We start from the raw sequence: 25,747 nt of genomic DNA on the forward strand, positions 1-25,747 counted from the left end.
CTGTCAAAAGCCAACCAGGTTCCACAGGGCGTGCTGTCTCTGCTGCAGTAAGCCTTACGCTACAAGACAAAACCCGGCTCAGGCCGGGTTTTTTTATGCATCAAAAAGGTTACGACACGCTTACATCAAAATAGCCGTACGGCTACAGCTCTTATTTGTGGGTAAAAATAAAATGCTGTGGCACTTCATCGCTCAAAATATAATCTTCCTCACCTAATCGTTCGGATTCAAAATTAAACGTTTCCTGTAATGCGCCGCTGAACAGCGCCGTGCTTTGCTCGGTTTTGGCAATAATTAGCGTTTTATCAAGGCCGCCGCCGGTCTGCGTTTCGCTGTATTCGGCCGGAAAGGTTAAATTGCCATACTTAACCGTCATTTTTTCCATTATTTTCCCCTTAAAGCGTTAACCAGAAAAAATTCAGCGTCATAACCTGTTAAAACCTTAGAGCAGCCTGGTTGAAAAGTCACCATGCCACGGGCTCGCCTTTCCGCCTTTCGGGACTCAGATCTTAAAATTGGGTTTATACTTCTGTTTCATTCGCTATTCAGGAGGTCACCTATGTTCATTTCTTATTCTAACGATCCGCGCTTTACCGGCTTGCAGAATCGGATCGAAAAAGATCCCAAAGAGCAGAAAGACAGCCCGGACGATGCGCCAGAATCGGGCGACAAACTTCCCGAATAAATCGCCGCGAGTTTTATCGGATCTGTGATGCAGCGCGGGATCGGTTTGGTGCCAGCCTCTATAGTTAACTGACCCATATGGGGTGATGGAGGTGGCTATGTCTGAACGTCCGGATTACCAGGAACCGGTTCCTGATGACGCTGAATATCCAGCCGATGATGACCATGAAGATATCCCTGAAGGCAGCGATGAACTCGTCGATCCGCTGGAAGATGACGAAGAAATTGATGCACCGCTGGAGGATGACGATCTCGTTGAGTCCGATGATGAAGAGGACGACGACGAGGACAGGTAGGAGGATATCTGATTGAACCCGTGTCGTGAGCCGCCTCCGGAAACTGAGGCGGCTCGCTTTATTGTGCCTTACGCTGAGGCGATCCTTGCAGAAAAGGCAATAAAAGAGCCGGTCTGAAACATAATTAAAAGCAGCGTGCCGGCAATCTTTAAAACTAAGAGCCGCTGGCTTTGCTTAGCCGGGCAGTTGCTCAGCGACATGCCAGTCATAAACGCGCGAACGTTTATGATTTGAATGCAGGTCGTCAGCAGGCAGGCACAAAAAAACCCGGCTGGTAGACCGGGTTTTTTGAGGACCTTCAGAAACCGTTACTGAGCGTTCCTGACCGTTCCCGAATGCAGCAAACAAGCTTTGACAATAGCGCGACTGGCGTCGGGGAAATGTAAGAGCTGTGCTGGCGCGCCTTTAACATTCTGACCCGCCCGCGAAATTTTTAGCTATTGATATGCTTCGCAAAACCCTTTCCGTCCCTGCTATTTTCCTGTTTTTAGTCTTGCTGCTGCCAGCCCGCTGTTTGCCCTTTCTCTCCCGTGGCTTCTACACTGGCATGCTTAACAGCGGACGGGAGAACACAAGGTGGAAGAAGAAAGCCTTACGCAAATCTATCATCAGCGCTCGCAGGAAACGCTGCGCATCTGGCGCGATCCGACAACGGCTAAAGCGTACAGCGGCTTCTATCCGGAAAATCTAAAAGCCATCGCCACCGGCATTAAGCCCGCCTTGACCCAGCCGATAAGCGCGTTGCTGGCAGAGCTGCGGGAACAGGTGCTGGACGATCCGCTTGCCGATATCATGCAGCCTGACCATTTTCATCTGACTTTTCTGGCCATTACCCCTTCGTGTTATGACCAACGCCACCAGCCTGAGGGCATTGAGGAGCTAACGCGAATTGCCGCGGCGCACTGCCTGGAAAAAAAGCTTACCGTCCGCGAGCTGCGGCTGGTGGCTTTGCCTAATCAATTACTTATCGCCGGTATAGCGGATGCGACAGATATCGCGAGAAGAGAAGCTTTCTGGCAGGCGTTGCAGCATTCCGGCTATGCGGGCCTGTTAAAAGAGAGGTATAGCGGCAGCGCCCGGCCACCGACTTTCTGGCACAGTACGCTGCTGCGCTATAACGCTGCGGTGTTGCCCGAACGTCTACAGCAGTTTTTTAAAGCGCGTATGAATCAGCGATATGGCGAAATTACCGGCACCATTCAGCTGCGTCTGGTGACCTACAACTGGTCGCAAACCGCCGCGTTGTCCTGAGCATGGCGCAAAGGAATGCGATCGTCATCACAACTTCGTGCGCCACAGCCATTTAATCCATGCCTGTGGACTTTTTAACATAACCTCCGGCCTGCGCGAGTCTGTATGTTACCGGCAGACAGGATAAAACCGGGGTTAAAAAAATGTCTTCAATCAATAACAGTATGGTGCTGCCGCAGGCGCGGAAAAACAAAGTCCGGCGGATGAATCTCTTTATTTCGTTTTCGGCAGGCCTGGCCGGGCTGCTGTTCGGGCTGGATATCGGCGTGATTTCGGGCGCGCTGCCGTTTATTACCCAGCACTTTACGCTCGACAGCCATGAGCAGGAGTGGGTAGTCAGCAGCATGATGCTGGGCGCGGCAATTGGCGCTATCTGCAACGGCTGGGTGTCGCACCGGCTGGGGAGGAAATATAGCCTGATGGCGGGCGCGTTGCTGTTTATCGTCGGCTCGCTGGGATCGGCGCTGGCGGTCAATCTGGAGGTCCTGCTCGCTTTTCGCGTGCTGTTGGGCGTCGCCGTCGGCATCGCTTCCTATACTGCGCCGCTTTATCTTTCTGAAATGGCGACGGAAAATATTCGCGGCAAGATGATAAGCACCTATCAGCTGATGATCACCTTCGGCATTCTGCTGGCGTTTTTATCGGATACGGCCTTCAGCTACAGCGGCAACTGGCGCGCCATGCTGGGCATTCTGGCGCTGCCCGCCGTTTTGCTGTTCGTGATGGTGATCTTCCTGCCCAACAGCCCGCGCTGGCTGGCGGCGAAAGGCCTGCATGTGGAGGCGGAAGAGGTGCTGCGGATGCTGCGCGATACGTCCGATAAGGCCAGGCAGGAGCTGAACGAGATCCGCGAAAGCCTGAAAATGAAGCAGGGTGGGCTGTCGCTGTTTCGCAAAAACAGCAACGTCCGCCGCGCCGTGTTTCTCGGCATGCTGTTACAGGGAATGCAGCAGTTTACCGGTATGAATATCATCATGTATTACGCGCCGCAGATTTTTAAAATGGCGGGATTCCAGAGTACCCAGCAGCAGATGATGGCGACGGTAGTGGTTGGCGTCACCTTTATGCTGGCGACTTTTATCGCGGTCTTTACTGTCGATAAGGCGGGCCGCAAACCTATTTTGAAAATCGGTTTCTCTGTGATGGCTTTTGCCACGCTGATCCTCGGCTATTGCCTGATGAAAGTGGGGCAGGGCGAAGCCACCATGAACCTTTCCTGGGTGGCGGTCGGCATGACGATGCTTTGTATTGCAGGCTACGCGATGAGCGCCGCGCCGGTGGTGTGGATCCTCTGTTCGGAAATCCAGCCGTTAAAGTGCCGCGACTTTGGCATCACCTGTTCCACCACTACCAACTGGGTAGCGAACATGATTATCGGCGCGACCTTCCTGACCCTGCTGGGCAACATCGGCGCGGCGGGCACCTTCTGGCTTTATACCGGCTTTAATCTGGTATTTATTGTAATTACCTTCCTGCTGGTGCCGGAAACCAAAAACATTACGCTGGAACATATTGAAAAGAATCTGATGGCGGGGAAAAAGCTGCGGGATTTGGGGCAGTAATGCTGCTGCCACGTTGAAAATATTGGCCCTGAGCCGACCAGCTTCAGGGCCGACAAATAGTGTTTATGCTTTATTTATTGCGCTGCAAAGTATTATTAATCTGATTAAATAATCAACCGAAAAAATTACATTGAGAAAGATATTAATATATTTCCATTTGCTTTGTATTTGCTCACGTAACGGTGCAATGCTATGTTTCTGCTGAAGAAAATAATTGTCACTCGGCTCCTGTCTTAATTATTGCAATGACCTCGTCAATATCAACGCATAATTTTTTTGTCTGTTTTTCTGCCCGTTAAGCTTGCTGTCACGGCAAAAGCACGACTACCTTTTACAGTGCAGGTTTGCTTTTGTGGAATAAAAAAGACAGGAAGCGCAATGAAGAAAGTTCTCGGCACCTTTTTACCTTTATACAGCACCACGCTGCTGATGCTGTTGGGTTCCGGCCTGCTGACCACCTATGTTTCCCTGCGTCTGGCGCAGGAACAGGTTAGCGGCAGCCTGATCGGCGGTATTATCGCAGCCAACTACATCGGCCTGGTGATAGGCGGCAAGGTAGGGCATAACCTCATCGCGCGCGTGGGGCATATTCGCGCCTATGTCTCCTGCGCTGGCATCATTACGGCTTCCGTGCTGGGACACGGGCTGACGGAATGGCTGCCTGCCTGGATAGGTCTGCGGCTGATTATTGGCCTGTGCATGATGTGCCAGTATATGGTGCTGGAAAGCTGGCTGAACGATCAGGCGGAGCCGGGCCAGCGCGGTCTGATTTTTGGTTTCTATATGGTCGCCACCTATCTGGGACTGTCGTCCGGTCAGATCATCCTGATGACCCAGGCGGCATCCGGTAGCGCAAGCCTGCTGATTGTGGCGCTTTGCTTCGCGCTTTGCCTGGTGCCTATTGCGCTGACCACCCGTACCAACGCGCAGCCAATGTCGCCCGCGCCGATGGAACTGGGCTATTTTTTTCGCGCTATCCCTCGCATCCTGCTGATTACGCTGGCGACCGGCATGGCCGTTGGCGCGTTTTACGGCATGGCGCCCGTTTACGCCAGCCAGCTAGGGTTTACCACGCGGCAAACCGGTTTGTTTATGGCCATTACGATTTTCGCCGGGCTGGTGTCGCAATTCCCTTTGAGCTGGCTCTCCGATCGTTTTAACCGCCATCGTCTGCTTTGCGGCACCGCGCTGCTTTATTCGATAACGGCGCTGTTGCTGACGCTGCCGCTGCATTTCACTTTCATCTGGGTGACCGGCGCGGCATTTATCACCAGCATGATGCAGTTCTCGCTTTACCCGCTGGTGGTGGCGATGGCTAACGACAGCGTGGCTCCGGAAAGGCGCGTTTCGCTGACCGCCTGTCTGCTGATGGCATTTGGTGTTGGCGCCTGCGTCGGGCCGATGATCACCGGCGCGCTGATGCAGCCGCTGGGCGGGCATATGCTTTATCTGTTTTTCGCGCTTTGTGGCGTAATAATTGCGGTAATGAGCTGGCACCGTAGCGAAATCCAGCAGGAAAATGCCGAAAATCCTACGCCGCATGTCGCCGTACCGGACAGCCTGGCCAGTTCACCGCTGGCCGTCGCGCTGAATCCCTCGCTGGATGAAGAGGAAATTCAGGCGGCAATGGTTAACAGTGAAGAAGATCAGGCCGAAGCGACTTCTTAAAAGCGCTAATCCACCGGCGATGCCCCGGCATCGCCTTATTGGAATTAATTTTATTTATATGGAGTTTTTAAGTTAATAAAATGCTTTAATTCTGGAATGTAAAAATGTTTATCTTTCCTGATATAGCACTAATAATAAATATTACCAGGTATTAATTTCTTGAGGCGTGTTGTTAAGCGTTTTTTGTAATTTAAATGGCATTTTGAAAGTTAGTTATTGAAATATAAAGCGCTATTTTATTGTTTATAAATTTAGTGTGGTAGATCCCATATTGCGAAAATAATAAATGGATAGTTAATTTAGTCGCTATATTTTATAGTGGCTCTGTTTCTGACAGAGATAAGGAGCGTCAATGGGAAAATATTTATCATTTCGCGGAAAAGTCTGGCTGAAGATTGTGCTGGGCTGTCTGATATTCTGGATACTGTTGCTGCTGTGGGGGATAGCTTAATGGCTACGCTTCCTGAAAAATCATGCCTGAAGGGCTGGAAAATGAATCAGCAACAGCGACGTTTTCTGGAGTCTTTCTTTCCTGAGGAAGAGGAAAAACCAAAACCGACCGCAGAGGAACCCACCCTGAACATGGCTGAAAAACGTCCTGCAGCAAAGCGGTGAGCTTCAGCCGGAAAGGGCGCGGTGTTCAGGCCGATTTACGCCGCCGCAGCAGGATCTGTTTGCGGGTAAAGAGGCGGGTCATCACCAGGGCAAACAGCGCGAACAGGCCGCCTATAGCGGTGGTTTCCAGACGATGGGTGGCAACAACAATTTGCGACGTTCCCAGGCTGGCGATCATAAACACCACCATCATGGTGACGATAAAGGCAAAGACGAAATAGGATTTAGCGATCAGCGAATAGGACCAGGTAAAGGCGGCGTAACCAAACAGCATAAATCCGCCTATCAGGTAAAGCGGAGCGTCACACAGATCGATAAGCGCCGCCGCCGCAATACTGCCCATCAGCGTGCCCAATACGCGCGCGCGCACCCGCGACAGCGAGTCCCGATAGTTGTTACGCAGACAGATTAACAGCGTCATGCCCGCCCAATAGCCGTTTTTCAGATGGAAAAATTCCACGCCGGAGAGCGCCAGCCCCATCGCCATTAGCGCAAAGAAAACCGACCATTGCAGATGGATTTTGTGTTTATATTTGCCTGTTGTGACGCGTAAAAAACGCAGCCAGGCGCGCGGATAAACGTCTTTCAGATAAAAAGGGTAGCGGCGGAACACCAGATAGAGGAAAAACATCTGGATCAGACCGCCAGCGCCAACCAGCATAGCCCGATCGGCGGCGTGCTCCGGCGAACCGGCAAAATAACCGGAGACCAGCCAGGCGATCGACCATTGCAACAGCATCCACCATGCGCTGTCATCCACGTTCGCCATCGTCACGTAAACGGCCGCATAAAGCATGGCTCCGGCAATATAGAGCGGTGTGATGTTGCCCGCCAGACAGCCCAGCGCTGAAGAGAGCGCCACCCCCAGCGTGGTGGTAAACAGCAGCGAAAAAGAAGATCCGCCCCAGGTTTTATTCGCACCGAACGCCAGCGTCAGCGCGCCGCTGGCAACCAGGCCTGCGGCCTGCACCTGTCCGAAGGTAAAGCCGGTCAGATAGATAACGAGCAGCGCGGGCAGGCAGCAGAGGCCCAGCAGTAAATCATGTCGCGGCAGGGGAATTAAACGCATGCGGTAGCCAAATGTCCTTGTAGCTAATAACGAAAGCAAGCATAGCGCAGCACGGCTGATCTGCTATAAATTCCAGTAAATTCATGGCAATGCTTCTGATGCCGTCGCTGATGCCGGGCCGCAGGCTTGCAAAAGTTCACGCGACTGATTACGCTCAACGGCCTGAGGCGATGGCGTGCCGCCTTTCCCAACCGCCCCGCTCATAAGGGGCTGATGACGCCTGACAACGCTCTCTTTTAACCAGCAGGAGTGCGCGTCGGGCTTCTTACGCAATCCTCGTCACTCTATTGAGGAAGATGATGTTTAAACCTCTGCTTGCTGTGATTATCGGCGGTTCGGCCGGTTGCGTTATTCGCTGGCTGCTGGCCGTCCGTCTTAACTCGTTGTTTCCAAATCTGCCGCCGGGTACGCTGCTGGTGAATCTGCTGGGCGGATTTATTATCGGCGCGGCGATGGCGTGGTTTTTACGTAATCCGCAGCTTGATCCTGCCTGGAAGCTGCTGATCACCACCGGCCTGTGCGGCGGCATGACCACGTTTTCCACCTTTTCGCTGGAAATTGTTACGCTGATGCAGGCGGGAAACTATCTGTGGGCGATGGTTTCCGTATTAACGCACGTGGTTGGTTCGCTGCTGATGACGTTCGCCGGCTTCTGGCTTATCACTTTAGTGATGGGCTGATGGGCTGATGAGCTGATGAGCTGATAGGGCGCACCAGCCCGAAAACCGTATTACTGCGGCGGCTGTTCCTCATCCTCATCGCTATCGAAAGCTAACGCGCTGGCGCTGGCGGCATCAAACAGCGACAGGCTCTCAATCTGACTGAGCAGAATAACTTTACGGAACGCCATCGCGGATTTCGGTTCCGAATCCAGCGTAATATTATGCTCCGCATACCACTTGCTGTAGTTGTGTTCTACGCATAGATTCAGCGTCTTGCCGTCACGATAGCCGCTCAGCATCGGGATCAGCACAATATTAGCGGTATTCTCGATCTCATAGGAAGCCGTATGGATCATACCGATATAGATGCGGCGCGATTTCAGCGTTACCCAGGCCAGCTCGCCTTCTTCCATGCACTGAAACAGAATGCCTTCAACGCCGTTAGAGCGCGAAAGTTCTTTATAAAGCTTTTTGCGGCCCTTGCTGTTCAGCCTGGCGCTGCCGGACCAGTTAGAACGGTAAAGACAAAAGGCGACGGCAAAAGAGAGCATCACCACAACTGGCGCCTGGATACCGAGAAAGCTCCAGTTCATAAATTCCATTTGCCAGTTGTGGTGATGACCGCCCGTAAGCTCAGGCATGATGTTCAGCAGGCTGGAGCAGGCGAGCAGAAAGAGCCAGATTAGCCCGGTGGCGATCACGCCCTGCAAGACAAAAATACAGCCGTAAAGGGCGACCAGAAAGTAGACGTCCCAGCCAAAAGAACGCTTGATTTTAAAGCGGGTGGAAAGGTCGCGACTGGTGTACCAGTAGCCGCAAACCATCAAAACCATAAATATCGCCGTTCCCATTTCAGGCCTCTTTATTTGTTTACCTGCCGTGCAGGCTCAGAAAGTTTCCTTTGTCAGAAAGTTGTGCGCCATCCCTGGCGCCTCGATTAGTTGTCCGTTTGCGGCGCAGGATCGTCCTGGAGATGCTTTTTAAAGTGCTTCTCGATCTGTTCCAGCGTTTTTCCCTGCGTTTCCGGCGCGAACAGCACCGCAAAGATGCCGCCGGCGATACCGATAGCGGCAAAGGCAAAGAAGGTGTTGGTCAGGCCGAATTTTTCCAGCAGCGTCGGGAAAAGAAACGCGATGGAAAAGTTCGTCATCTGCATGGCGAAAACGGAGATGCCGTTAGCCATCCCACGGATACGCATCGGAAACATTTCCGACAGCAGCAGCCAGGTGACCGGCGACAGCGCGCCCTGCTGGAAGCAGAGGAAGATCAGCATGCCGGCCAGCACCAGGTAGCTGCGCAGCACGTCCGGATGACCATCAACCGTTTCCGGCATCAGCCAGGTCAGCAGCCCAATCGCCAGCAGCGTGCAGGTACAGCCAATCTGGCCGGTCAGCAGCAGCGGACGACGGCCAAAGCGGCTCAGCAGCATAATTCCCACGAAGGTCATAATCACGGAAATGACGCCGTTAGCGATGGTCGCCAGCAGCGAGGCGTTAGTGCCCAGGCCGGTCGCCTGCAGCATGGTCGGCGCATAGAACATAATAGTATTTACGCCGGAAAGCTGTTGCAGCATCGCCACGCCGATACCCAGCGCGACCAGGCGCTTCATCCAGGTCGAAATCGTCTTTTTACGACGGGCGTTTTTCTCGCTTTTCGAGGACATCGATTTACGGATCTCGCCCATTTCTTTCTCTACCACGCGCGAATGGCGGGTGCGTTCCAGCACGTCGCGCGCCTCACGGTAGCGGCCGTGCATTGCATACCAGCGAGGCGTATCCGGCAGGAACAGCATCCCGACCCATAGCACAACTGCCGGAACGCAGGCTACGCCCAGCATCCAGCGCCAGGTGGTTTCGCCGCCCCAGACTTCGTTAATCGCGGCGTTGCTGGTATAGGCGATCAGCTGGCCAGAAACGATCATCAGCTCCTGAAGCGTCACGAACTGCCAGCGGCGATTGGCCGGCACGATTTCTGCGATATAGACGGGAACGATAGCCGCCGCGCCGCCTACGGCCAGGCCGAGGATAAAGCGGAAGGTGATCATCATCTCCACGTTTGGCGCGGTGGCGCAGCCCAGCGAACCGGCCATAAAGATCACCGCCATCACCAGGATGACTTTTTTACGACCAAAGCGGTCTGCCACGCGCCCGGCGAAGATGGCGCCGATGGCGGAACCCAGAATTAAGAAGCTGGTGACCATCCCGGTGGTCAATGACGTTAAATGCAGGTCGTGCTTCATAAAAAGCAAGGCGCCCGCAATTACCCCGGTATCATAGCCGAACAGTAAACCGCCAAGCGTCGCGATAAACGCGATCACTTTTACCAGGGGTTCGGTCGGGGTACTCGTTTGAGTGCCGGCTGTCCCGCCGTTTGATGTCTGATTCACAAGTTACTCCCTTGCCAACGTTATTATTGTGATAATGATGTGATAAGCATCACAAGATTAAATCTACTCCACGCCGGGCATTTAGCCAGGCGAAACGGGAAATATAATTGCTTTTGCCCAAGGAAAATGGCCATCTTGCTTATAAAATGCGCTAAAAAGGAAGAAAGTGGATCAGAATGCAACAGAAGGTGCAGCCAGCGGCGTTTCAGTTTGCTCGTTTCTGAACGTAATGGTAATTTCTGGGATAATTTATTGCGGGGAGTAATGATGAAGCAGCTGGTTATCGATATCTTAATGAAGATGGCTAAAATTGAAGTTGATGCAAAGGAGCTGACGGCGCAGGTAGAAGCGCAGTCGCTGCTGGTGGCGGCGCTGCTGCTGACGGCGGGAAAAGGCGACGGCGCATCAACGATTTCAGACAACATCCAGAACGCCATCGTGGCGGCCACGACATCCGGTGAAAGCTTTTTGCAGTCGGATATCGATCTGTTGTTGACCCATATTAATCGACTGCTGGCGGTGACGCGCTACGTCGATGAAAAAGCCGAGGCGCAATAGCCTCTCCGCGAGGAAAAGTGATGGCTGAACAGGAACGTCGTTTGCCGCTTCCGCCCTTTACGCGTGAAACGGCAGCAGAGAAGGTACGCCTGGCGGAAGACGGCTGGAACAGTCGCACTCCGCAAAAAGTGGCGCTGGCCTATACCCTGGATACGCAATGGCGTAATCGGGCGGAGTTTATTCATGGCCGTCAGGAAGCGGAGGCTTTTCTGAGCCGTAAATGGGCGCGCGAGCTGGAGTATCGCCTGATTAAAGAGCTGTGGGCTTTCACGGACAACCGCATTGCGGTGCGCTATGCCTACGAGTGGCATGACGATTCCGGCAACTGGTTCCGCTCTTACGGCAATGAAAACTGGGCGTTCGATGACAATGGCCTGATGACCACGCGCTATGCCTGTCTTAATGACCTGCCCATACAGGAAAGCGAGCGTAAATTTCACTGGCCGCTGGGCCGTCGCCCGGATGACCATCCCGGCCTGAGCGAGCTGGGGCTCTAGCGCCGAGGCAAACCAGAAGCGGGCAGCCTGGCTCAGGCCGTCTGCTTCTGGGCTGTTCTGAGTCGCCTGACGGGCGCCGCATGCAAGCTCAACCAATACCTGCCTTCTGCGTTAACATTCATGGCTTTTGAAGAGCCATCCTCACCTTTGCCACTAAACGTCCAAAAAAGATTGTCTTACGGATTTATATCCGTCGTTTCGCTGTCATGGTTGCGATAGACCTCGCCGCACAGTAATACGGCGGAAGGGCGGCGTTCATGAATACGCTCTGCCATGCGCTCACAGGATGCGCGCGTCGGGAAAATATGTTCGGACACCGGTAAAGCGTCACAGGCGTCGTGGCCGCAGGCGCTAACCAGTAAAACGAAGCCGATTAACATTGTTCCCTCCGTAATAAAACCACATCAGTCCCAAAGTATAGGCGAAAAGCGAGGCGGCCGACGAATGTCAGCTGGCGATGCGGTACAGCCATGGGGTTGAAAAGCGAGGTGGACGTTAACTAAAAGCCGGCCCTTTATGACTAAAAGGCCGGCTGCGGACTAATGAGCCGTGGTGGAGGTGGTCGTTGTGGTGGTTCCCGTGTTCGAACCGTCGCCGCCGCCGCCCATGGTCGCCAGAGCGATACCGAGCAGCGCGCCGACCGCGCCGACGCCAACGGCGTTGGAGTTACCGTCAGAAAGCGTGGTCGCTTCACTGCCGGCGGCGACGCCCGCGGCGGCTGGTGCTGGTGCGGCAAAAGCGGCATGGCTGCCCGTCATCATCAGGAACAAAGCCAGCGCGGTGATTTTTTTCATTATTTTTATCCTCAGGCGTTATACAGGTGTTGTTGGCGGAAAGCTTAGTTTTAATCCTTTGCGTTGCAAATAGCCGCAAAACAGCCTTTTTGCTTATTTTCTGTTTAAGAATGGCGTAAACAGATCCAGTCATTAACAGAGTATGGAAAGTAAAAAAGGCTGGCGCAGAAAGCGCTAAAGCTGGCGAGTGCCAGACAGTAAGAGGTGAAAAGGTAAAACTACAGAATAATCTTAATGCGCCGGGCGGCGATAAAACGATCGGGTCTGGTCATAAATCAGATCCGCTTTATTCCAGAGTTTTGGCGCAAATTTAAGAATAAACGACGGCATAAAATCCTGGTTGTTAATCGCTGTTGCGACTTAAGGTAAATTTCGGCCCGAAAAATTGTGTGGCGATATTATTTCTCGTTAATAAGTATGACTAAAAGATGACGAACAGGCGCCCGGTGGCTGATTTCATTGAAAAAAGCGAAAAATAGCGACAGCATAACGATAACCAGTTTAAAAGACTGAGAGATGGCAATCTCCCCAGCTTCTGCCAGACTTAAAATTTACCGGCAACAGGAGGAGACGATGAGTACAGATCACGATTTACTGGCTTCGAGCGATGAAGAAGTGTGCACCATTATTGGTAAAGCGGTGGTTGACCTGAGCATAACAGGACAGCCTGTTAATAAGGCCACGCTGGCGCTTAAGCTGTTGGCGATGGCGGATCAGGACAGCGATGAAGAGCGAATTTTACTCTACTGGATTGCGCGCAGAGCAATCAATCAGCCACACAGATTTGCCGCAGCCAGTTACTGACGGTCCGTGGCGCACCGGTAGTTTGCCGGAAGAACGGCCGCTTTCCGAGGCGGCCGTTCTTACTGCTTCAGGCGATCAGGCAGGACACCCGGGGGATGTATCGCGCAAGCAGCCAATGCGGCGTACGCAAGGGAGCCGTCGGAACATCAGGTAATACGACGTACCCAGGGGATCTGCCGTAGCAGCCAGGTAATAGCGGCGGAAATAGCGAAGCAGGCCAGCGCGACGGCCGGAATGGTCAGCGCGGATGAATAGCCTTCAAATTCGATATGCAACAGATGCAGCAGCGACTCCAGCACCATCAGGTGCACAAAGAAAATCCCCAGGCTCAGCCGCGATAGCCCGTGGATAAGCCGTATGGCGCGCTTGCTATAGTGGAAGGGCGCATTCAGCAGCATAAAGAAGCAGGCCAGTGAAACCACCACCAGCGTCGGCGCGGAGTAAAACAGAAAAATGGCGTTAGGCGCAAAAGTGCTGATTGAAAGCGAATAGGTCATTACCGACGTTAACACCGCAGACAGAATAAAGATAATGCCTGAAATCACGACCTTGGGATTGATATCAAAACGCCTCGCCACGCCGCCGATAATATAAAAACCGGACAGATACACCACCATATCAATATTGCTGGGCGCGGGAATGGCGTGGCCTTCCAGCAGGTTCGCCTTAACGTTATCAAACAGCATATAAACCGAAGCCAGCACAAACCAGACGGTAACGGTGTAATTAACGCGCTGCTGGCTACCATTTTGAATAAACGTATTCAGCAACGGTGTCACCAGATAAAGCAGGATCATCGTATAGATAAACCACATATGCGGATAGGCGGGCGTGCTCAGCAGCTCCAGCAGGCTGACCGGTGAAGTATCCGCGTTAACTTGTTTATTATAAATAATATAAATAACGGACCAGACAACCAGCGGGATTACCAGATCCAGCACGCGCGTTTTTAACGTACTGAGCAGCGACTCATTTTTATTAAGAGAAACGTAGCCGGCAATCAGTAAGAAGAGGGGAAAAGCGATGCGCCCGAGCGCTTCATACATCACGGACACTGACCAGGCCAGATGGAAATAGCTGAAAGGAACGGCCGCCGTATGTAGCAGAACAACCAGATAGGTGGCCACCAGCGTCAGCAGCTTAATATTCATTTTTTTCAACACTTAACTCCTTGTCAGGAAGCGTAATCAGACGCGAGCAGTCAGATTATAGCCATTCGGCTAAAGGTAACATACTCCGTCGTACAGACGTATCTCCGGACAGGAAAAAAGCGTTCAGGTTTGGCGCCTGGCCGCCTCGCCGTTAGCGTACCAGGACAAAGCCGATGGGGCGAAGTGCGTGACCGCCTCGCCGTTAGCGTATCAGCGCGAAGCCGATCGGGCGTAGTGCCTGGCCGCCTTGCCGTTAGCGTACCAGGGCAAAGCCGCTCAGATGTGGTGCGTCGCCGCCTCAATAGTTAGCGTGCCGGGGCAAAGCTGGTCAGGCTTGACGAGGCGATATTCGGCCTGGCCCTGGTGGATATACATGCAGGCACGTCCTGCGGATCCGCCATCCTGCTCCTGAGAGAGCGTCAGCGTAACCTGCTGCGCCGGCGCGTTCAGCGGCAGCAGCACGGTAAAAAGCGCTGGCACGGCCAGAGTAAGAAAAGTGTTCGATCCATTCATCATAAACAGCCAGAAGTTAATAGAAGAGGCCCGGCTCTGCTTTTGTGAGGCACTGCCAGTGATAAGCTATGACGGTAGCGTCCCGACACGGCGACCTGCAAGCTTTCACGCATAATATCGGACGAAGCCTGGTCAAATCAGCTGGAAAACTCTTAATATAGCTGGAATCAAAACTTTTGCCGGTTTTGCAAAGAAAGCTCATTAAATATCAACAGGTTTTGATAAGCAGGAAAGCAAATTATTTTCTTTTCAGGGCCAGCGTAATATGAAAAAGGATTAGAAGAGAGGAAATTTGGCTTAGAGGGAAAAAATTGCCTCGGGAAGTGGGAAACCCTACTGCACTTCCTGAGGCTATGCAAATGCATAATACGTTACGCACGGGAATGTAGACTTTTTTAACGCCTTGTACAAGTTTTATTTAGTTCTGTACAACTTTTCGTTAATGCATAGTTATGCAGTGGCAATAAACGTGCTATCTGACGGATCGTGCGAGACAGGATCGCGATCGATCGGGATCGAAAGCTGGCGGCAACGCGTGACAAGTAGCAACAGCCGAAAGCCGATACGGCACTGGAAACAGAGAAAATATTCTGCCGAAAAGGGCGAAAGTTGTTAAAATTACTCTTTACTCTTTTTTCATGGAAGCCGCTATGTCATCAGAAATTGCTCATCCTTCAAGCAGCCCTAAACAGGCCGCGCTCCAGCTGGTTATTGAACTGGTTCGCGCCGGTAAACTCAGCCCGTTACAGGGCGATGCGTCGAACATGATCTCTATTTACGAGCAGTTCAAAACGCATTTTGAGTCCGACAAGCACAAGCACTCTGCCGACTCCGCTATCTCCTGATATCCCGGCGGGCGGTAAACCGCCCGCTTCGCGCCTAAATCTTACTTACCGCGTCGTAGTACAGCATACTCACGCCAATGCTCTGGCGAGCCCCCTGTACGTTGCTGCGTAAGCCAACCAGCTTCTGCCCCTGCAGCGTCACTACGTAAGGCGAATCCTGCTGGATCTGCGTTTGCAGCTGCTGATAAAGCGCGCTGCGCTTCCGGGCGTCGCTCTCGGCCGCTGCGGCCCGCGTCTCCTGGCTCAGCTGCGGAATGGCCCAGCCCAGTCGCCATGCCAGGGTTTTCGGCCCGCCCGGCACGTTATAGGCAAAGGCGCTGGCGTTGGTGTTGGGATCGATATAGTCCGCGCCCCAGTAAATAAAGATCGACTGAAAATCCCGCCCGCGCATTTTCCCCCACAGCTCGGCTTCCGCCACCGGCTGAATGGCCAGCTCAATATCCGCTTTGGCAAAGCTGGCCTGTAGCGCCTGCGCCACGTCGGTGTAAGGCGGCTGGTTAACGATGGTCAATGAAAAGCGGGTACCGGGCTTGATGCCGCCCTGAGATAAAATGGCTTTAGCCTTCGCCAGATCGTAATGAAAGGGCTGGTTTTCCAGCGCGCCATCGAAACCCTGCGGCAGAAAGCTCTGATGCACCTGATATTGCCCTTTCAGCAGCTGCTGTGAAATAGCCTGATAATCCACCAGCCAGCGCGCTGCCTGCCACAGCGCCGGATTGCCTAAGGCGGGCTGCTGCTTATCCTGGGTATTGAAACCCAGATAGTAGACAAGGCTGGAAGGGAAGCTGGCAACGGTGACGCCCGGCTGATTTTTCAGCGCCGCAAACTGATCGGCCCCTAAATCATAGGCGACATCGGCATCGCCCTGTTGCAGCAGCAGACGACGCGAGCCGGCATCGGCCACGCCCTTCAGGATCACTCTTTTCAGCTTCGGCGCCGGGACAGCGTGCGTGTTCTCCTCCAGCACCAGCGCCTGCTGCGGCACGAAGTTGCGAATGCCGTAGGCGCCGCTGCCGGCGGAGTGGGTACGCAGCCAGCCGTTGCCGTAATCGTTGCCGCTGGCGTGCTGTATAGCCAGCCTGCGGTCAACGATGGAAGCCACAGGCGCGGTCAGCAGACGCAGCGCCAGATCGCGGCCGATAGCGGCTGGCCAGCGGATTTCCACCTGATTGTCGCTGCGGCGGATCAGCTGCTGGTCAATGTTTTCCGGCGTCCAGCCGAACTCGGCCAGGATAAATGAAGGCGTCTTATTCAGCTTCACTACGCGACTCAGCGACCAGATAATATCGTCGGCGGTGACCGGATTGCCGCTGGCGAAGGTCGCGCCCGGCTTCAGGGTAAAAAGCAGGCTGTGTTCGCTGCCGCCCGGCTGCCACGATGTCGCCAACTGCGGCGCCAGTTTAGTGGGATCGTCGCGATCGGCATCGACCAGCTTCTGATAAAGGTTGATCAAGCTGCTGCTGCTGACGGTTTCAAAGCTTTCCGCCGGATCGAAGCTGATAATGCCGTCCAGCGGAATGGCTACGATTAACGTGTCGGCGGGCGTAGCGGCGTAAGCCTGCGCGGCGAACAGGCTGGCAAAAAGAACGGAGGCAATCTTGCGCATCGGCATATCCTGAAGAGAGAGATATCAGGACTATAGGAGGAAAAAAGCGGCGGGGAAATGCGAATTCCGGCAAGGGTTAGCAGTTTAAGAGATTAGCCAGATCAAGCGCTTATGGCTGAACACCGCGTTCAGCCATCGCCCGTTATTTAATGTAGCCGCGCTCCATTCTCACCGCGCGGTCGCACATATGGTCGATCACGTCCGGATCGTGGCTGACCAGCACCATCGTCAGGTTATCCTGCTGCTTCAGCTTGTTCAGCAGGTTGAGGATTTCGGCCTGCACCGACATATCCAGCGCGGAGGTCGGCTCGTCCAGCAGCAGAATTTTCGGCTCCAGCAGCAGCGCGCGCACGATAGCGACGCGCTGACGCTGGCCGCCGGAAAGCTGATGCGGATAGCGATCGGCCAGCGCCGGATCCAGCCCGACATGGCGGAATCCCTGCTCGATACGGTCATCGATATCGCGCACCTTCAGCAGCTTCAGCGGCTCCGCCAGCGTGCGCTTCAGACGATGGCGCGGATGCAGCGAAGCATAGGGATCCTGAAACACCATCTGCACGTCCCGACGCAGCTGCCCGGTAAAGGGTTTGCCGGACGTCGCCTGATGGCCGGCCAGCGTCATCGTGCCCTGCCAGTTTGGGTTCAGACCGGCCATGACCCACAGCAGCGACGATTTGCCGCAGCCGGAAGGCCCGACCAGGCCGAAGCATTCGCCCGCCGCAACCTGAAGCGACACGTCATGCACCACGGTGCGCTGTTCATAGCCCTGGCGGTGCGCGACGCTGAGGTTCTGTAAATCAATCATGCTCACGGTAAGCCTCCAGCGCGGCGCGATCCAGCGTCGGCAGCGGTTTGCCCTGCGTGGCTTTACTCGGGCGACACGACCACAGGGTGCGGGTATAGGGATGCGTGGCCTGCGGCAGATTAGCGGCGGGCAGGGTATCCAGAATATTGCCCTGGTACATCACCATCACGCGCTCGCAGTGTTCGGAAACCTGCTGTAAATCGTGGCTGATCAGCAGCAGGCCCATATTCCGTTGTTCCACCAGACGGCGGATCAGCGCCAGCACCTGATCGCGCATGGCGTGATCCAGCGCGGAAGTCGGCTCGTCGGCAATCAGAAACTGCGGGTCGGCAATCAGCGCAATCGCCAGCATCACGCGCTGGCCCATGCCGCCGGAAAGCTGATGAGGATAGCGCTGCATCAGCTGCGCGGGCTGCGGCAGGCCTACCGCATCCAGCATCTCGCAGACTTTTTCTTTGATTTCGGCGCGGCTGAGGCGGGCGTGCAGCTTCAGCGGCTCCGCCACCTGCCAGCCAATGGTACGCATCGGATTCAGCGCATATTTCGGATCCTGCATCACCATCGCCAGCCTGCTGCCGCGCAGCTGGCTCCAGCGGCTTTCGCTCAGCGTCAGCGCATTTTCGCCCGCCACGCTAAGGGTGGAAGCCTGTAAATGCAGGGCGGGGGAGAGCAGGCCCATCAGGCTGCGCGCGGTCAGCGACTTGCCGGAGCCGGATTCGCCCACCAGCGCCACGCGCTCGCGGCCCAGCGTAAAGCTGATGTTTTTGACCAGCGCCACACCGGCGGCGCTGCTTATCGTCAGGTTGTCCGCCACAACCAGCGGCGTAGAGTCAGTTGGCATTTCGGGTATCCAGTCGGTCACGCAGGCCATCGCCCGTCAGGTTAAAGGCCAGGCTGGCGAACAGGATCGCGCCGCCCGGCGCGGCGGCTACCCACCACTGGTCAAAGATGACCTTGCTGCCTTCGGCGACCATCGATCCCCATTCCGCCGTCGGCGGCTGCACGCCCATGCCCAAAAAACCGAGGCCGGCGGCGGAAAGGATAATGCCGCCCAGGCTCAGCGCGGCGCGCACCACGGCGCTGGGCAGGCAGAGCGGCAGAATATGGCCGAACATCAGGCGCAGGCCGTTGATGCCCTGCATTCTGGCGGCGGCCAGATAGTCGCTGCGGCGCAGCGCCAGCGTTTCGGCGCGCGCCTGACGAGCGAAAGGCGGCCAGCTGGTTAACGCCAGCGCCAGCGCGCCGTTCAGCAGGCCAGGGCCGAGCATTGCCACCAGCGCCAGCGCGATCACCAGGTTCGGCAGTGACAGGAAAATATCGGTAATGCGCATCAGCACGCGCTCCGTCCAGCCGCCAAGATAGCCCGCGCAGATGCCGACCAGCATCCCGACCGGGATAGTCAGCAGCAGGATCAGCGATACCAGCAGCAGCGTAGGGCGAGAGCCGTAAATCACGCGGGAAAGCAGATCGCGGCCAAAGCCGTCGGTGCCCAGCCAGTGCGCGGAAGACGGCGGCAGCAGGCGCGCCGAGATAATCTGCGCGTTGGGGTCGAAAGGCGCTAATAGCGGCGCAAACAGTGCGGCCAGCAGCAGGATAGCCACCAGCGTGCCGCCGATAGCCAGCGACGTGACGCGTGGTCGACGGCGTCGGCGCGGGGCGGCGAGTTCAAGATCGGTAAGATTTTGCGTCATCGGGTTCTCGGATCGGTGAGATAAGTTAACGCATCCGCCAGCGCGTTCAGCAGAATAAAGCAGCCGCCGATCAGCAGCGTAGAGCCGAGGATGGCTGGCGTATCGGACGCAAACAGGGCGGTAGTCATATAGCGGCCCACGCCTGGCCAGGCAAAGACGGTTTCGGTCAGCACCGATCCTTCCAGCAGCGTGGCGTAAGAAAGCGCCAGTACGGTGATAAGGGTGCCGCGCACGTTAGGAAAAACGTGCAGCAACAGAATGCGGCCCCGGCTGGCGCCTTTTGCCCGCGCCAGCGTTACGTACTCTTTGCTGCTCTCTTCCAGCAGCGCCGCGCGCAGCAGACGGGTAATGCCCGCCATCGCCAGCAGGCCCAGCACCACTACCGGCAGCCACAGATGGGCAACCGCATTGCGGAACATCTCGGGATCGCCGGAAAGCCAGCTGTCGATCAGCACCAGGCCGGTTTTAGGCTCCAGCGTATAGATCCAGATATCGTCCAGGCGACCCGGCCCGGCCGACCAGTGCAGCACGGCGTAAAACAGCAGCAGGCCGAGCAGGCCCAGCCAGAACACCGGAACGGAATAGCCCAGCAGCGAAACCAGACGCGCCAGGTTATCCACCAGACTGCCCGGTTTCCATGCGGCGACCAGCGCCAGCACGATGCCGAAAAAGGCACCGAAAATCATCGAGCAGGTGGCCAACTCGATGGTGGCCGGAAAGGTGCGCAGCAGATCGCTGGCGACGGGCGAATTGGTCAGGCGTGAAATCCCTAAATCGCCGTGCGCCAGATGCGTCAGATAGTGCCAGAACTGCATCAGCAGCGGCTGATCCAGACCCAGCTCGCTTCTTACCTGCGCGTAGGTTGATTCGCTGGCGTGATCGCCGGCAATCTGCAAAACAGGATCGACCGGCGACAGATGCGAAAGCGTAAAGGTGAAGGCGAGCAGGCCGAGCAGCGTGACCGCCAGCGAGACCAGACCGGTCGCCAGGCGGCCGCCGCGCAGCCAGAACAGCCGGGCGGACCCGGCTTCAGCGGTAAAACGCGCCATTACTTACTGACCTGGCTGTAGTAGACCATATCCGGGTTGATGCCCTGCACGTAGCCTTTGAGATTGGCGCGCAGCGCAATCAGGTTACGAGCCTGTAAGCCGATTACGTAAGGTGAGTTTTTCTGCACTTCGCGCTGCATGTTTTCATACAGTTTGATGCGCTTTTCCTTATCGCTTTCCGCCGTGGCCGCCAGCGTCTGCTTGTTCAGCTCGGGAATATGCCAGTTAGAGCGCCATGCCAGGGTTTTGCTGCCGTCTTCCGGGTTGTAGGCAAAGGCGGAGGCGTTGGTGTTAGGATCGAAATAGTCCGCTCCCCAGGCGTTCAGCGTGGCTTCATACTGATGGGCTTTGACGGCTGTTGCCACTTCGGTGCTGATACCAGGGATCAGCTGAACCTTGACGCCGCCGCGCGCGAAGCTGGCCTGTAACGCCTGAGCGATATCCAGGTAAGGCGGCTGGTTGCTGACGCTCAGCTTGAAGCTGACGTCTTTCAGTCCCGCCTTCGCCAGAATCGCCTTAGCTTTTTCCGGATCGAAGGTGTAAGGATTGTCGTTCAGCGCGCCCAGAAAACCCTGCGGCAGAAACGACTGATGCACCTGGAACTGGCCTTTCAGCAGATCGTCCGCGATGCCCTTGTAATCGAACAGGTAGCGGGACGCTTCCCAGAACGCCGGGTTTTTCAGCGCCGGGCTGGCGTCGATATTAAACTGCATGTAATACAGCGAGGCCATCGGCACCGCCATTGGCTTCACGTCCGTTTTGCCCTTGAGCGACGCCATCTGATCGGCGCCCAGGTTGCGGGCGATATCCGCATCGCCCTGTTCCAGCAGCAGGCGACGGGCAGCCGGTTCCGGCACGTTTTTAATCAGCACGTTTTTCAGCTTTGGCGCGCCCGCTGGTGAAGAAGCGTTAGCGGAAAGCAGCAGCACCTCATGCGGAATATATTTGCGGATCTGATAAGGGCCGCTGCCCGCCGAGTGCGCGATCAGCCAGCTGTTGCCAAAGTCATTTTTTTGCGCGTTAGCCATCGCCACTTTTTCATCCACGATGGAGGAAACCGGCGCGGCGAGCAGGCTCAGCACGTAGGTCGGGCTGACGTCAGCCGTCCAGCTAATCTGCACGTGGCTGTCGTCGATCTTTTTCAGATGCGAGTCCACGTTCTCTTTGGTCCAGCCCAGCTGGGTCAGGATAAAAGAGGGATCGAGGTTAAGCTTGACCACGCGTCCCAGAGAGAAGATCACATCTTCCGGGCGCAGCGGGTTGCCGGAAGAGAATTTCGCGCCGTCGCGTAGGGTGAAAGTCAGGCTGCGGTTATCGCTGCCCGGCTGCCAGGCGCTGGCCAGCGTTGGCTGCAGGTCGACAGGATTTTGCGGATCCGGCTGTACCAGACGCTGATAGAGATTGGTAAACGCCTGTACCGAGGTCAGCTCAAAGCCCTGCGCGGGATCGAAGCTGTTGGCGTCATCAATAGACTGCGCGATAACCAGCGTATCCGGCGGCGTAGCGGCCTGTGCCGCAAAAGAACCTGCCAGCGCGACGGCAATGGCGGGAAGCAGAAGTTTCATGACGTTTCCTTACCCTGTTTTAATTTGTTGGCGAGTGTAGATTACCTGCATACCGGATAAATAGTAGATTATCGGCTATCGATATGCGAATTGGTTATAAGCAAAACCTATTGGTTATAAACACTAACCATTGTTACCGCAGGAAGGTGGCCCACAGCCAGGGCGCAACGCCGATAAAGTTATTCAGCATATGCAGCGCGACGGGCAGCTTCAGGCCGCCCGAATAAAAACGGGCCAGGCAGAGCAGCAGGGAAAGCGCCGTTAGCGCCAGGAGCGTTTGCAGATGAACATACTGGGTGTGGAGTCCGGCAAAGATTAGTGATGTGAGTAGCGCACAGGCCAGCCGCTGTCCCGGCACCATCGTTAACAGCGCCTGCAGCAAAAAGCCCCGGAAAACAATCTCTTCAGCCACGGGCGCCAGTATCACCACCGCCAGCGAAAAGGCCAGCGTGCGCCAGGCTTCGATCTGTTCGTCGCCGTTTAGCTGCGTGGCGGTCCAGCTTTCCGGCTGTAAATAAAAAGACTGGGAAAAAATCAGGGCAAGCAGCAGCAGGCCGAACAGGAGCAGCGGGCGGAGCCGCAGCACGCCTGACGGCACGCCCGAATAATGGCGGTTATACCAGCGCCAGAGCGGCACCAGCACCACAAATTCCAGCAGACAGAGCGCCGGCATCAAAATGCCGTTTTCCGTTAAAAAAGGATGAAGCAGCGGCGTGCCGATCAGCAGCGTAATGCCGTACCAGATCAGGCAAATCCCCGTACAGAGCAGGGCCTCAGTCGCTTTATCCGTTTCTTTATTCATTAGCATGGGCGTGGGAAGCGTATCAGCCGATGGTAGCAAGGGCGAAGGGGAGTGTCGAGGCGGCAGAATTAGTGCGCGCTGCATCTAAATTGTTCAGCCTCCAGGCCGATAGTGCATTAACGATCGCGTCTGGAAGGGAAAAAGGACCTGCGATTTTCAGATAGCATTCAGGGCGGGCAAACGGGAGTTGTTTGTCAGCCCGCAGGATAAGGTTCGGAGTAGATGAATTTTCCCCCCATGCTTAGCCACCAGGTGCCTTACGGCCAGAAATCCACCTTCTTTACCCGACGAATAGCCGTATCGCTTATTCTGTTGATGAGCGGCGTGACGCTGCTCGCCATGCTTATGGTGGTCGGTATCGCCTGGCGTCAGAACGAAGAGGCCGTTAAACAGGAAAGTTTTTTACTGCATAACGCCTGGCAGGACGCTCGTCAGGAGTTGATGACCAATATCCGCGATTACGCCTTTTGGGGTGAAGCCTGGAACCATTTACATCTGACGATGGATAAGGTCTGGGCATTTGAGCAGCAAAACCTGGGGCCGGGTTTATACAGCGAATTCCATTATGACGGCGTCTTTGTGGTCGACGGCGAAGGGCGCACCACCTATTCAGTGGTTAACGGCCAGCTGGACGATCTCCAGCTGGAAAGCTGGCTGGGTATTCAGACCGCGCCGCTTATCGCCAGGGCACGTCTGCTGGCAAAGGAGGAGGGCGCGACCTCGCTGAATACGCTTATCGGTTCGACGCCGGCTATCGTAGCCGCTGCGCCGATCACCACAGGAAAAGTGCCGGGGCTGAAAGCCCGCTCAGGGCCGCCTTCGGTCATGGTGTTCGTCAGCCGCTACACGCCGGAAAAGCTGGCGCAGTTCGGCCGTACGGTCGGCGTGATGAATGCTCGTGTGCCGGGCAACGCGCAGGATACCGCTACCGAGCCCTTTTTGCTGGAGGCGGTATTCGACGGGATGCCGGTGGTGATCCGCTGGGATTCGCAGCAGCCGGGACGGGCGCTGCTGCTGCTGCTGTTACCTGTGCTGCTGCTGGCAGCGGTGATGCTGGCGTTGGTGACGCGACGCGTTATCAGGCACGCCATGTACAACGCCAGGCTTTGCGACGAGCGTTTTTTGCAGCTGATCCACAGTCAGCACGAGCTGGCCGTTAGCGAGGCTCGCTTTCGCGACGTGGCCGAAACCGCGTCTGACTGGATTTGGGAAACCAACGCCGAAGGCGTGCTGACCTACCTTTCCCGGCGCTTTACCGTCGCCACGGGCTTTGCGGTGGAAAAGCTGCTGGATAAATCGATCGACGCGATCCTGCAGCACGATACGCAGCCGGTTTCCGAATGGCTGTTTCAGCATCGGCAGGAAGGGCATCGCCATACCCTGCGCTGCTATTCGGTATCGGCCAGCGGCGAAAAGCGCATCTGTAGCCTGGTGGCTAACGCCGTAGAAACGGGCGGACAGATTAGCGGCTATCGCGGCACGGTTTCCGACATTACTCAGGAAATCGAGTCTCAGGCGCGCATTCACTATCTGTCGCAGCACGACGCGCTGACCGGACTGCCAAACCGGCTCTATATGAGCGAGTTTTTGCTGAGCAGGCTACAGGCGCAGCCCACGGCGGAAAAACCGCTGGTGTTGATCAGTCTCGATCTCGATCATTTTAAGCCGATCAATGATACATGGGGCCACGCGGCGGGCGACAGCGTGCTGAATGAGGTCTCGCACCGGTTGCGCAGCGTGCTCAAAGCCGGCGATCTGGTGTCACGGCAGGGCGGCGACGAATTTATTATTATCGTTTCCGATCTGAACGGCGAACATGAGATTGACGCTTGCTGCCAGGCGCTGCTGGACGAGGTTTGCCGACCTTTCCAGCTGGGTCAGCAGGAAATTTTTATCGGCGCGAGCATGGGGATTGCGCTGGCGCCTGACGATGCGATGCAGGCCGACGAACTGCTGCGGCTGGCGGATATTGCGCTTTATAAGTCGAAGCGGGAAGGGCGAAATCGCTGGACGTGGTACAGCGCGGAAATGGCCGAACAGCTGGTGCTGCGTCGCGAGATGGAGCGCAATTTGCGTAAGGCTATCGCCGGAAACGAACTAAAGCTCTTTTACCAGCCGCGCTATTGTCTGAGAAACACGCGGCTGGACGGCGCGGAAGCGCTGATCCGCTGGGAGCATCCGAGCCACGGCCTGATTATGCCGGATAAATTTATTTCGCTGGCGGAAGAGACCGGGCTGATTATTGATATCAGCGACTGGGTGCTGCATCGGGCCTGCCACGACGCGCTGGGCTGGCCGGAGCCGATGTACGTTTCGGTGAATATCTCGCCGGTGGAGTTTCGTAGCGGCAATCTGGCGCAGCGCGTAGCCAGCGCGTTGGCCACCAGCGGCCTGGAAGCGCACCGGCTTGAACTGGAGATTACCGAAAACATTACGCTCGAAAATCCGCAAAGCGCGCTGGAAGTGATGCAGTCGCTCAAAGCGCTGGGCGTAAAGCTGACGGTGGATGATTTTGGCGCGGGCCATGCTTCGTTGGGCTATCTGAAAATGTTCCCGTTTGACGGCATGAAGATGGATCGATCCTATATGAGCGATTTCCCGCACTCTCCGCAGGCGCTGTCGATTGTTGAAGGCATTATCGGGCTGGGGAAAGCTTTCTCGCTGACGGTAACGGCGGAAGGGATTGAAACGCAGGAGCAGTTGCAGGAGCTTCAGGCTATCGCCTGTCAGGAAGGGCAGGGCTACTATCTGGGCCGACCGATGCCGCTGGATCGCTTCAGGCAGCTGCTGGACGCGCCTTGCGATATCGTTCGCAGTTGAATAACAACAGCCCGCTAAAAGCGGGCTGTTGATTAACGGACTTTCACCGCGACC

Annotated in this window: 27 protein-coding genes and 1 riboswitch; of the genes, 12 read left to right on the plus strand and 15 right to left on the minus strand. The window is 55.6% G+C overall.

Translation table 11 applies throughout. The annotated features are described in order from the left end of the window. Nucleotides 1-151: 151 nt before the first annotated feature. Nucleotides 152-385: a hypothetical protein gene (locus QCD69_RS12540; protein WP_125288333.1), complete on the minus strand. Its 234-nt coding sequence runs from the start codon at nucleotides 383-385 to the stop codon at nucleotides 152-154. 174 nt (nucleotides 386-559) lie between these two features. Between QCD69_RS12540 and QCD69_RS12545 the strand changes: the two genes are divergently transcribed. From QCD69_RS12545 to QCD69_RS12570, 6 genes are all read left to right on the plus strand, one after another. After that, entirely contained in the window at nucleotides 560-685 is a 126-nt protein-coding gene (locus tag QCD69_RS12545) for a hypothetical protein (RefSeq protein WP_301252258.1), read from the plus strand. A 97-nt stretch (nucleotides 686-782) separates the two neighbouring features. Next, nucleotides 783-980, plus strand: a complete 198-nt coding sequence (locus QCD69_RS12550; protein WP_301252260.1) for a hypothetical protein — start codon at nucleotides 783-785, stop codon at nucleotides 978-980. Nucleotides 981-1,556: 576 nt separating this feature from the next. Then, complete coding sequence (locus QCD69_RS12555) at nucleotides 1,557-2,231, plus strand: hypothetical protein (protein WP_301252261.1); 675 nt, start codon at nucleotides 1,557-1,559, stop codon at nucleotides 2,229-2,231. Between the two features lie 143 nt (nucleotides 2,232-2,374). Continuing rightward, on the plus strand, nucleotides 2,375-3,793 hold the full coding sequence (locus QCD69_RS12560; protein WP_301252262.1) for a sugar porter family MFS transporter: 1,419 nt from the start codon (nucleotides 2,375-2,377) through the stop codon (nucleotides 3,791-3,793). 378 nt (nucleotides 3,794-4,171) lie between these two features. After that, the gene (locus QCD69_RS12565; protein ID WP_301252264.1) at nucleotides 4,172-5,461 is read left to right on the plus strand and encodes an MFS transporter; all 1,290 of its coding nucleotides are present in this window, start codon (nucleotides 4,172-4,174) and stop codon (nucleotides 5,459-5,461) included. A gap of 450 nt (nucleotides 5,462-5,911) precedes the next feature. Next, nucleotides 5,912-6,076, plus strand: coding sequence for a hypothetical protein (locus QCD69_RS12570; RefSeq protein ID WP_301252265.1), 165 nt, complete (start codon nucleotides 5,912-5,914; stop codon nucleotides 6,074-6,076). Between the two features lie 25 nt (nucleotides 6,077-6,101). Here QCD69_RS12570 and QCD69_RS12575 read toward each other — a convergent pair whose 3' ends face one another. Beyond that, the gene (locus QCD69_RS12575) at nucleotides 6,102-7,145 is read right to left on the minus strand and encodes an FUSC family protein (RefSeq protein WP_301252266.1); all 1,044 of its coding nucleotides are present in this window, start codon (nucleotides 7,143-7,145) and stop codon (nucleotides 6,102-6,104) included. A gap of 157 nt (nucleotides 7,146-7,302) precedes the next feature. Then, nucleotides 7,303-7,375: riboswitch (Fluoride riboswitch) on the plus strand. Nucleotides 7,376-7,444: 69 nt separating this feature from the next. Here QCD69_RS12575 and crcB point away from each other — a divergent pair. After that, entirely contained in the window at nucleotides 7,445-7,825 is a 381-nt protein-coding gene (crcB, locus tag QCD69_RS12580) for a fluoride efflux transporter CrcB (protein ID WP_253455135.1), read from the plus strand. 50 nt (nucleotides 7,826-7,875) lie between these two features. Here crcB and QCD69_RS12585 read toward each other — a convergent pair whose 3' ends face one another. Next, nucleotides 7,876-8,658, minus strand: coding sequence for a hypothetical protein (locus QCD69_RS12585; protein ID WP_253455134.1), 783 nt, complete (start codon nucleotides 8,656-8,658; stop codon nucleotides 7,876-7,878). Nucleotides 8,659-8,744: 86 nt separating this feature from the next. Beyond that, the gene (locus QCD69_RS12590; protein ID WP_253455133.1) at nucleotides 8,745-10,193 is read right to left on the minus strand and encodes a sugar porter family MFS transporter; all 1,449 of its coding nucleotides are present in this window, start codon (nucleotides 10,191-10,193) and stop codon (nucleotides 8,745-8,747) included. 267 nt (nucleotides 10,194-10,460) lie between these two features. On the opposite strand from QCD69_RS12590, the gene iraP reads away from it, so the two are divergent. Further along, nucleotides 10,461-10,751, plus strand: coding sequence for an anti-adapter protein IraP (iraP, locus tag QCD69_RS12595; RefSeq protein WP_253455132.1), 291 nt, complete (start codon nucleotides 10,461-10,463; stop codon nucleotides 10,749-10,751). A gap of 20 nt (nucleotides 10,752-10,771) precedes the next feature. After that, nucleotides 10,772-11,248 (plus strand): nuclear transport factor 2 family protein, encoded by a 477-nt coding sequence (locus tag QCD69_RS12600; RefSeq protein ID WP_301252267.1) that lies wholly within the window; start codon nucleotides 10,772-10,774, stop codon nucleotides 11,246-11,248. 176 nt (nucleotides 11,249-11,424) lie between these two features. On the opposite strand, the gene QCD69_RS12605 is transcribed toward QCD69_RS12600, so the two are convergent. Further along, on the minus strand, nucleotides 11,425-11,628 hold the full coding sequence (locus QCD69_RS12605; RefSeq protein ID WP_253455130.1) for a hypothetical protein: 204 nt from the start codon (nucleotides 11,626-11,628) through the stop codon (nucleotides 11,425-11,427). 159 nt (nucleotides 11,629-11,787) lie between these two features. Beyond that, nucleotides 11,788-12,042, minus strand: a complete 255-nt coding sequence (gene yjbE, locus QCD69_RS12610; RefSeq protein WP_301252269.1) for an exopolysaccharide production protein YjbE — start codon at nucleotides 12,040-12,042, stop codon at nucleotides 11,788-11,790. 573 nt (nucleotides 12,043-12,615) lie between these two features. Between yjbE and QCD69_RS12615 the strand changes: the two genes are divergently transcribed. After that, complete coding sequence (locus tag QCD69_RS12615; protein ID WP_125288345.1) at nucleotides 12,616-12,846, plus strand: hypothetical protein; 231 nt, start codon at nucleotides 12,616-12,618, stop codon at nucleotides 12,844-12,846. A gap of 146 nt (nucleotides 12,847-12,992) precedes the next feature. On the opposite strand, the gene QCD69_RS12620 is transcribed toward QCD69_RS12615, so the two are convergent. After that, nucleotides 12,993-14,009 (minus strand): acyltransferase, encoded by a 1,017-nt coding sequence (locus QCD69_RS12620; protein ID WP_367317864.1) that lies wholly within the window; start codon nucleotides 14,007-14,009, stop codon nucleotides 12,993-12,995. A gap of 264 nt (nucleotides 14,010-14,273) precedes the next feature. Then, nucleotides 14,274-14,513: a hypothetical protein gene (locus tag QCD69_RS12625; RefSeq protein ID WP_253455129.1), complete on the minus strand. Its 240-nt coding sequence runs from the start codon at nucleotides 14,511-14,513 to the stop codon at nucleotides 14,274-14,276. A gap of 647 nt (nucleotides 14,514-15,160) precedes the next feature. Between QCD69_RS12625 and QCD69_RS12630 the strand changes: the two genes are divergently transcribed. After that, nucleotides 15,161-15,355 carry a hypothetical protein gene (locus tag QCD69_RS12630; protein WP_125288348.1) on the plus strand — a complete coding sequence of 65 codons (195 nt, stop codon included), beginning with the start codon at nucleotides 15,161-15,163 and terminating at the stop codon, nucleotides 15,353-15,355. 34 nt (nucleotides 15,356-15,389) lie between these two features. Here QCD69_RS12630 and QCD69_RS12635 read toward each other — a convergent pair whose 3' ends face one another. The 7 genes from QCD69_RS12635 to QCD69_RS12665 all read right to left on the minus strand — a co-directional run bounded on the left by QCD69_RS12635 (nucleotide 15,390) and on the right by QCD69_RS12665 (nucleotide 22,873). Beyond that, entirely contained in the window at nucleotides 15,390-16,961 is a 1,572-nt protein-coding gene (locus QCD69_RS12635; protein WP_301252270.1) for an ABC transporter substrate-binding protein, read from the minus strand. A 142-nt stretch (nucleotides 16,962-17,103) separates the two neighbouring features. Then, nucleotides 17,104-17,766, minus strand: a complete 663-nt coding sequence (locus QCD69_RS12640; RefSeq protein WP_301252330.1) for an ABC transporter ATP-binding protein — start codon at nucleotides 17,764-17,766, stop codon at nucleotides 17,104-17,106. After that, nucleotides 17,759-18,607, minus strand: a complete 849-nt coding sequence (locus tag QCD69_RS12645; protein WP_301252271.1) for an ABC transporter ATP-binding protein — start codon at nucleotides 18,605-18,607, stop codon at nucleotides 17,759-17,761. Before QCD69_RS12645 ends, QCD69_RS12640 begins: the two co-directional genes overlap by 8 nt. Then, on the minus strand, nucleotides 18,597-19,457 hold the full coding sequence (locus tag QCD69_RS12650) for an ABC transporter permease (protein ID WP_253455126.1): 861 nt from the start codon (nucleotides 19,455-19,457) through the stop codon (nucleotides 18,597-18,599). Before QCD69_RS12650 ends, QCD69_RS12645 begins: the two co-directional genes overlap by 11 nt. Beyond that, a complete protein-coding gene (locus QCD69_RS12655; RefSeq protein WP_253455125.1) occupies nucleotides 19,454-20,506 on the minus strand; it encodes an ABC transporter permease in 1,053 nt (350 codons plus the stop codon). Before QCD69_RS12655 ends, QCD69_RS12650 begins: the two co-directional genes overlap by 4 nt. After that, complete coding sequence (locus tag QCD69_RS12660; protein WP_301252272.1) at nucleotides 20,506-22,071, minus strand: ABC transporter substrate-binding protein; 1,566 nt, start codon at nucleotides 22,069-22,071, stop codon at nucleotides 20,506-20,508. The genes QCD69_RS12655 and QCD69_RS12660 overlap by 1 nt, the downstream gene beginning before the upstream one ends. Nucleotides 22,072-22,204: 133 nt before the next feature. Then, a complete protein-coding gene (locus QCD69_RS12665; protein ID WP_301252273.1) occupies nucleotides 22,205-22,873 on the minus strand; it encodes a CPBP family intramembrane glutamic endopeptidase in 669 nt (222 codons plus the stop codon). A gap of 222 nt (nucleotides 22,874-23,095) precedes the next feature. Between QCD69_RS12665 and QCD69_RS12670 the strand changes: the two genes are divergently transcribed. Then, a complete protein-coding gene (locus QCD69_RS12670) occupies nucleotides 23,096-25,693 on the plus strand; it encodes a bifunctional diguanylate cyclase/phosphodiesterase (RefSeq protein WP_301252274.1) in 2,598 nt (865 codons plus the stop codon). The last annotated feature ends 54 nt before the right edge of the window (nucleotides 25,694-25,747 follow it).

This window comes from Erwinia sp. PsM31, assembly GCF_030433775.1.
Lineage (GTDB): Bacteria > Pseudomonadota > Gammaproteobacteria > Enterobacterales > Enterobacteriaceae > Erwinia > Erwinia aeris.

Excerpts from the sequence above, each read along its gene's own strand:
- QCD69_RS12550 (WP_301252260.1), top strand. The coding sequence starts at position 783 with ATGTCTGAACGTCCGGATTACCAGGAACCGGTTCCTGATGACGCTGAA.
- QCD69_RS12560 (WP_301252262.1), top strand. The coding sequence starts at position 2,375 with ATGTCTTCAATCAATAACAGTATGGTGCTGCCGCAGGCGCGGAAAAAC.
- QCD69_RS12540 (WP_125288333.1), bottom strand. The coding sequence starts at position 385 with ATGGAAAAAATGACGGTTAAGTATGGCAATTTAACCTTTCCGGCCGAA.
- QCD69_RS12640 (WP_301252330.1), bottom strand. The coding sequence starts at position 17,766 with ATGATTGATTTACAGAACCTCAGCGTCGCGCACCGCCAGGGCTATGAA.
- QCD69_RS12645 (WP_301252271.1), bottom strand. The coding sequence starts at position 18,607 with ATGCCAACTGACTCTACGCCGCTGGTTGTGGCGGACAACCTGACGATA.
- QCD69_RS12565 (WP_301252264.1), top strand. The coding sequence starts at position 4,172 with ATGAAGAAAGTTCTCGGCACCTTTTTACCTTTATACAGCACCACGCTG.
- QCD69_RS12575 (WP_301252266.1), bottom strand. The coding sequence starts at position 7,145 with ATGCGTTTAATTCCCCTGCCGCGACATGATTTACTGCTGGGCCTCTGC.
- QCD69_RS12635 (WP_301252270.1), bottom strand. The coding sequence starts at position 16,961 with ATGCGCAAGATTGCCTCCGTTCTTTTTGCCAGCCTGTTCGCCGCGCAG.
- QCD69_RS12570 (WP_301252265.1), top strand. The coding sequence starts at position 5,912 with ATGGCTACGCTTCCTGAAAAATCATGCCTGAAGGGCTGGAAAATGAAT.
- QCD69_RS12545 (WP_301252258.1), top strand. The coding sequence starts at position 560 with ATGTTCATTTCTTATTCTAACGATCCGCGCTTTACCGGCTTGCAGAAT.
- crcB (WP_253455135.1), top strand. The coding sequence starts at position 7,445 with ATGTTTAAACCTCTGCTTGCTGTGATTATCGGCGGTTCGGCCGGTTGC.
- QCD69_RS12650 (WP_253455126.1), bottom strand. The coding sequence starts at position 19,457 with ATGACGCAAAATCTTACCGATCTTGAACTCGCCGCCCCGCGCCGACGC.
- yjbE (WP_301252269.1), bottom strand. The coding sequence starts at position 12,042 with ATGAAAAAAATCACCGCGCTGGCTTTGTTCCTGATGATGACGGGCAGC.
- QCD69_RS12665 (WP_301252273.1), bottom strand. The coding sequence starts at position 22,873 with ATGAATAAAGAAACGGATAAAGCGACTGAGGCCCTGCTCTGTACGGGG.
- QCD69_RS12600 (WP_301252267.1), top strand. The coding sequence starts at position 10,772 with ATGGCTGAACAGGAACGTCGTTTGCCGCTTCCGCCCTTTACGCGTGAA.
- QCD69_RS12630 (WP_125288348.1), top strand. The coding sequence starts at position 15,161 with ATGTCATCAGAAATTGCTCATCCTTCAAGCAGCCCTAAACAGGCCGCG.
- QCD69_RS12615 (WP_125288345.1), top strand. The coding sequence starts at position 12,616 with ATGAGTACAGATCACGATTTACTGGCTTCGAGCGATGAAGAAGTGTGC.
- iraP (WP_253455132.1), top strand. The coding sequence starts at position 10,461 with ATGAAGCAGCTGGTTATCGATATCTTAATGAAGATGGCTAAAATTGAA.
- QCD69_RS12670 (WP_301252274.1), top strand. The coding sequence starts at position 23,096 with ATGAATTTTCCCCCCATGCTTAGCCACCAGGTGCCTTACGGCCAGAAA.
- QCD69_RS12625 (WP_253455129.1), bottom strand. The coding sequence starts at position 14,513 with ATGATGAATGGATCGAACACTTTTCTTACTCTGGCCGTGCCAGCGCTT.
- QCD69_RS12605 (WP_253455130.1), bottom strand. The coding sequence starts at position 11,628 with ATGTTAATCGGCTTCGTTTTACTGGTTAGCGCCTGCGGCCACGACGCC.
- QCD69_RS12585 (WP_253455134.1), bottom strand. The coding sequence starts at position 8,658 with ATGGGAACGGCGATATTTATGGTTTTGATGGTTTGCGGCTACTGGTAC.
- QCD69_RS12660 (WP_301252272.1), bottom strand. The coding sequence starts at position 22,071 with ATGAAACTTCTGCTTCCCGCCATTGCCGTCGCGCTGGCAGGTTCTTTT.
- QCD69_RS12655 (WP_253455125.1), bottom strand. The coding sequence starts at position 20,506 with ATGGCGCGTTTTACCGCTGAAGCCGGGTCCGCCCGGCTGTTCTGGCTG.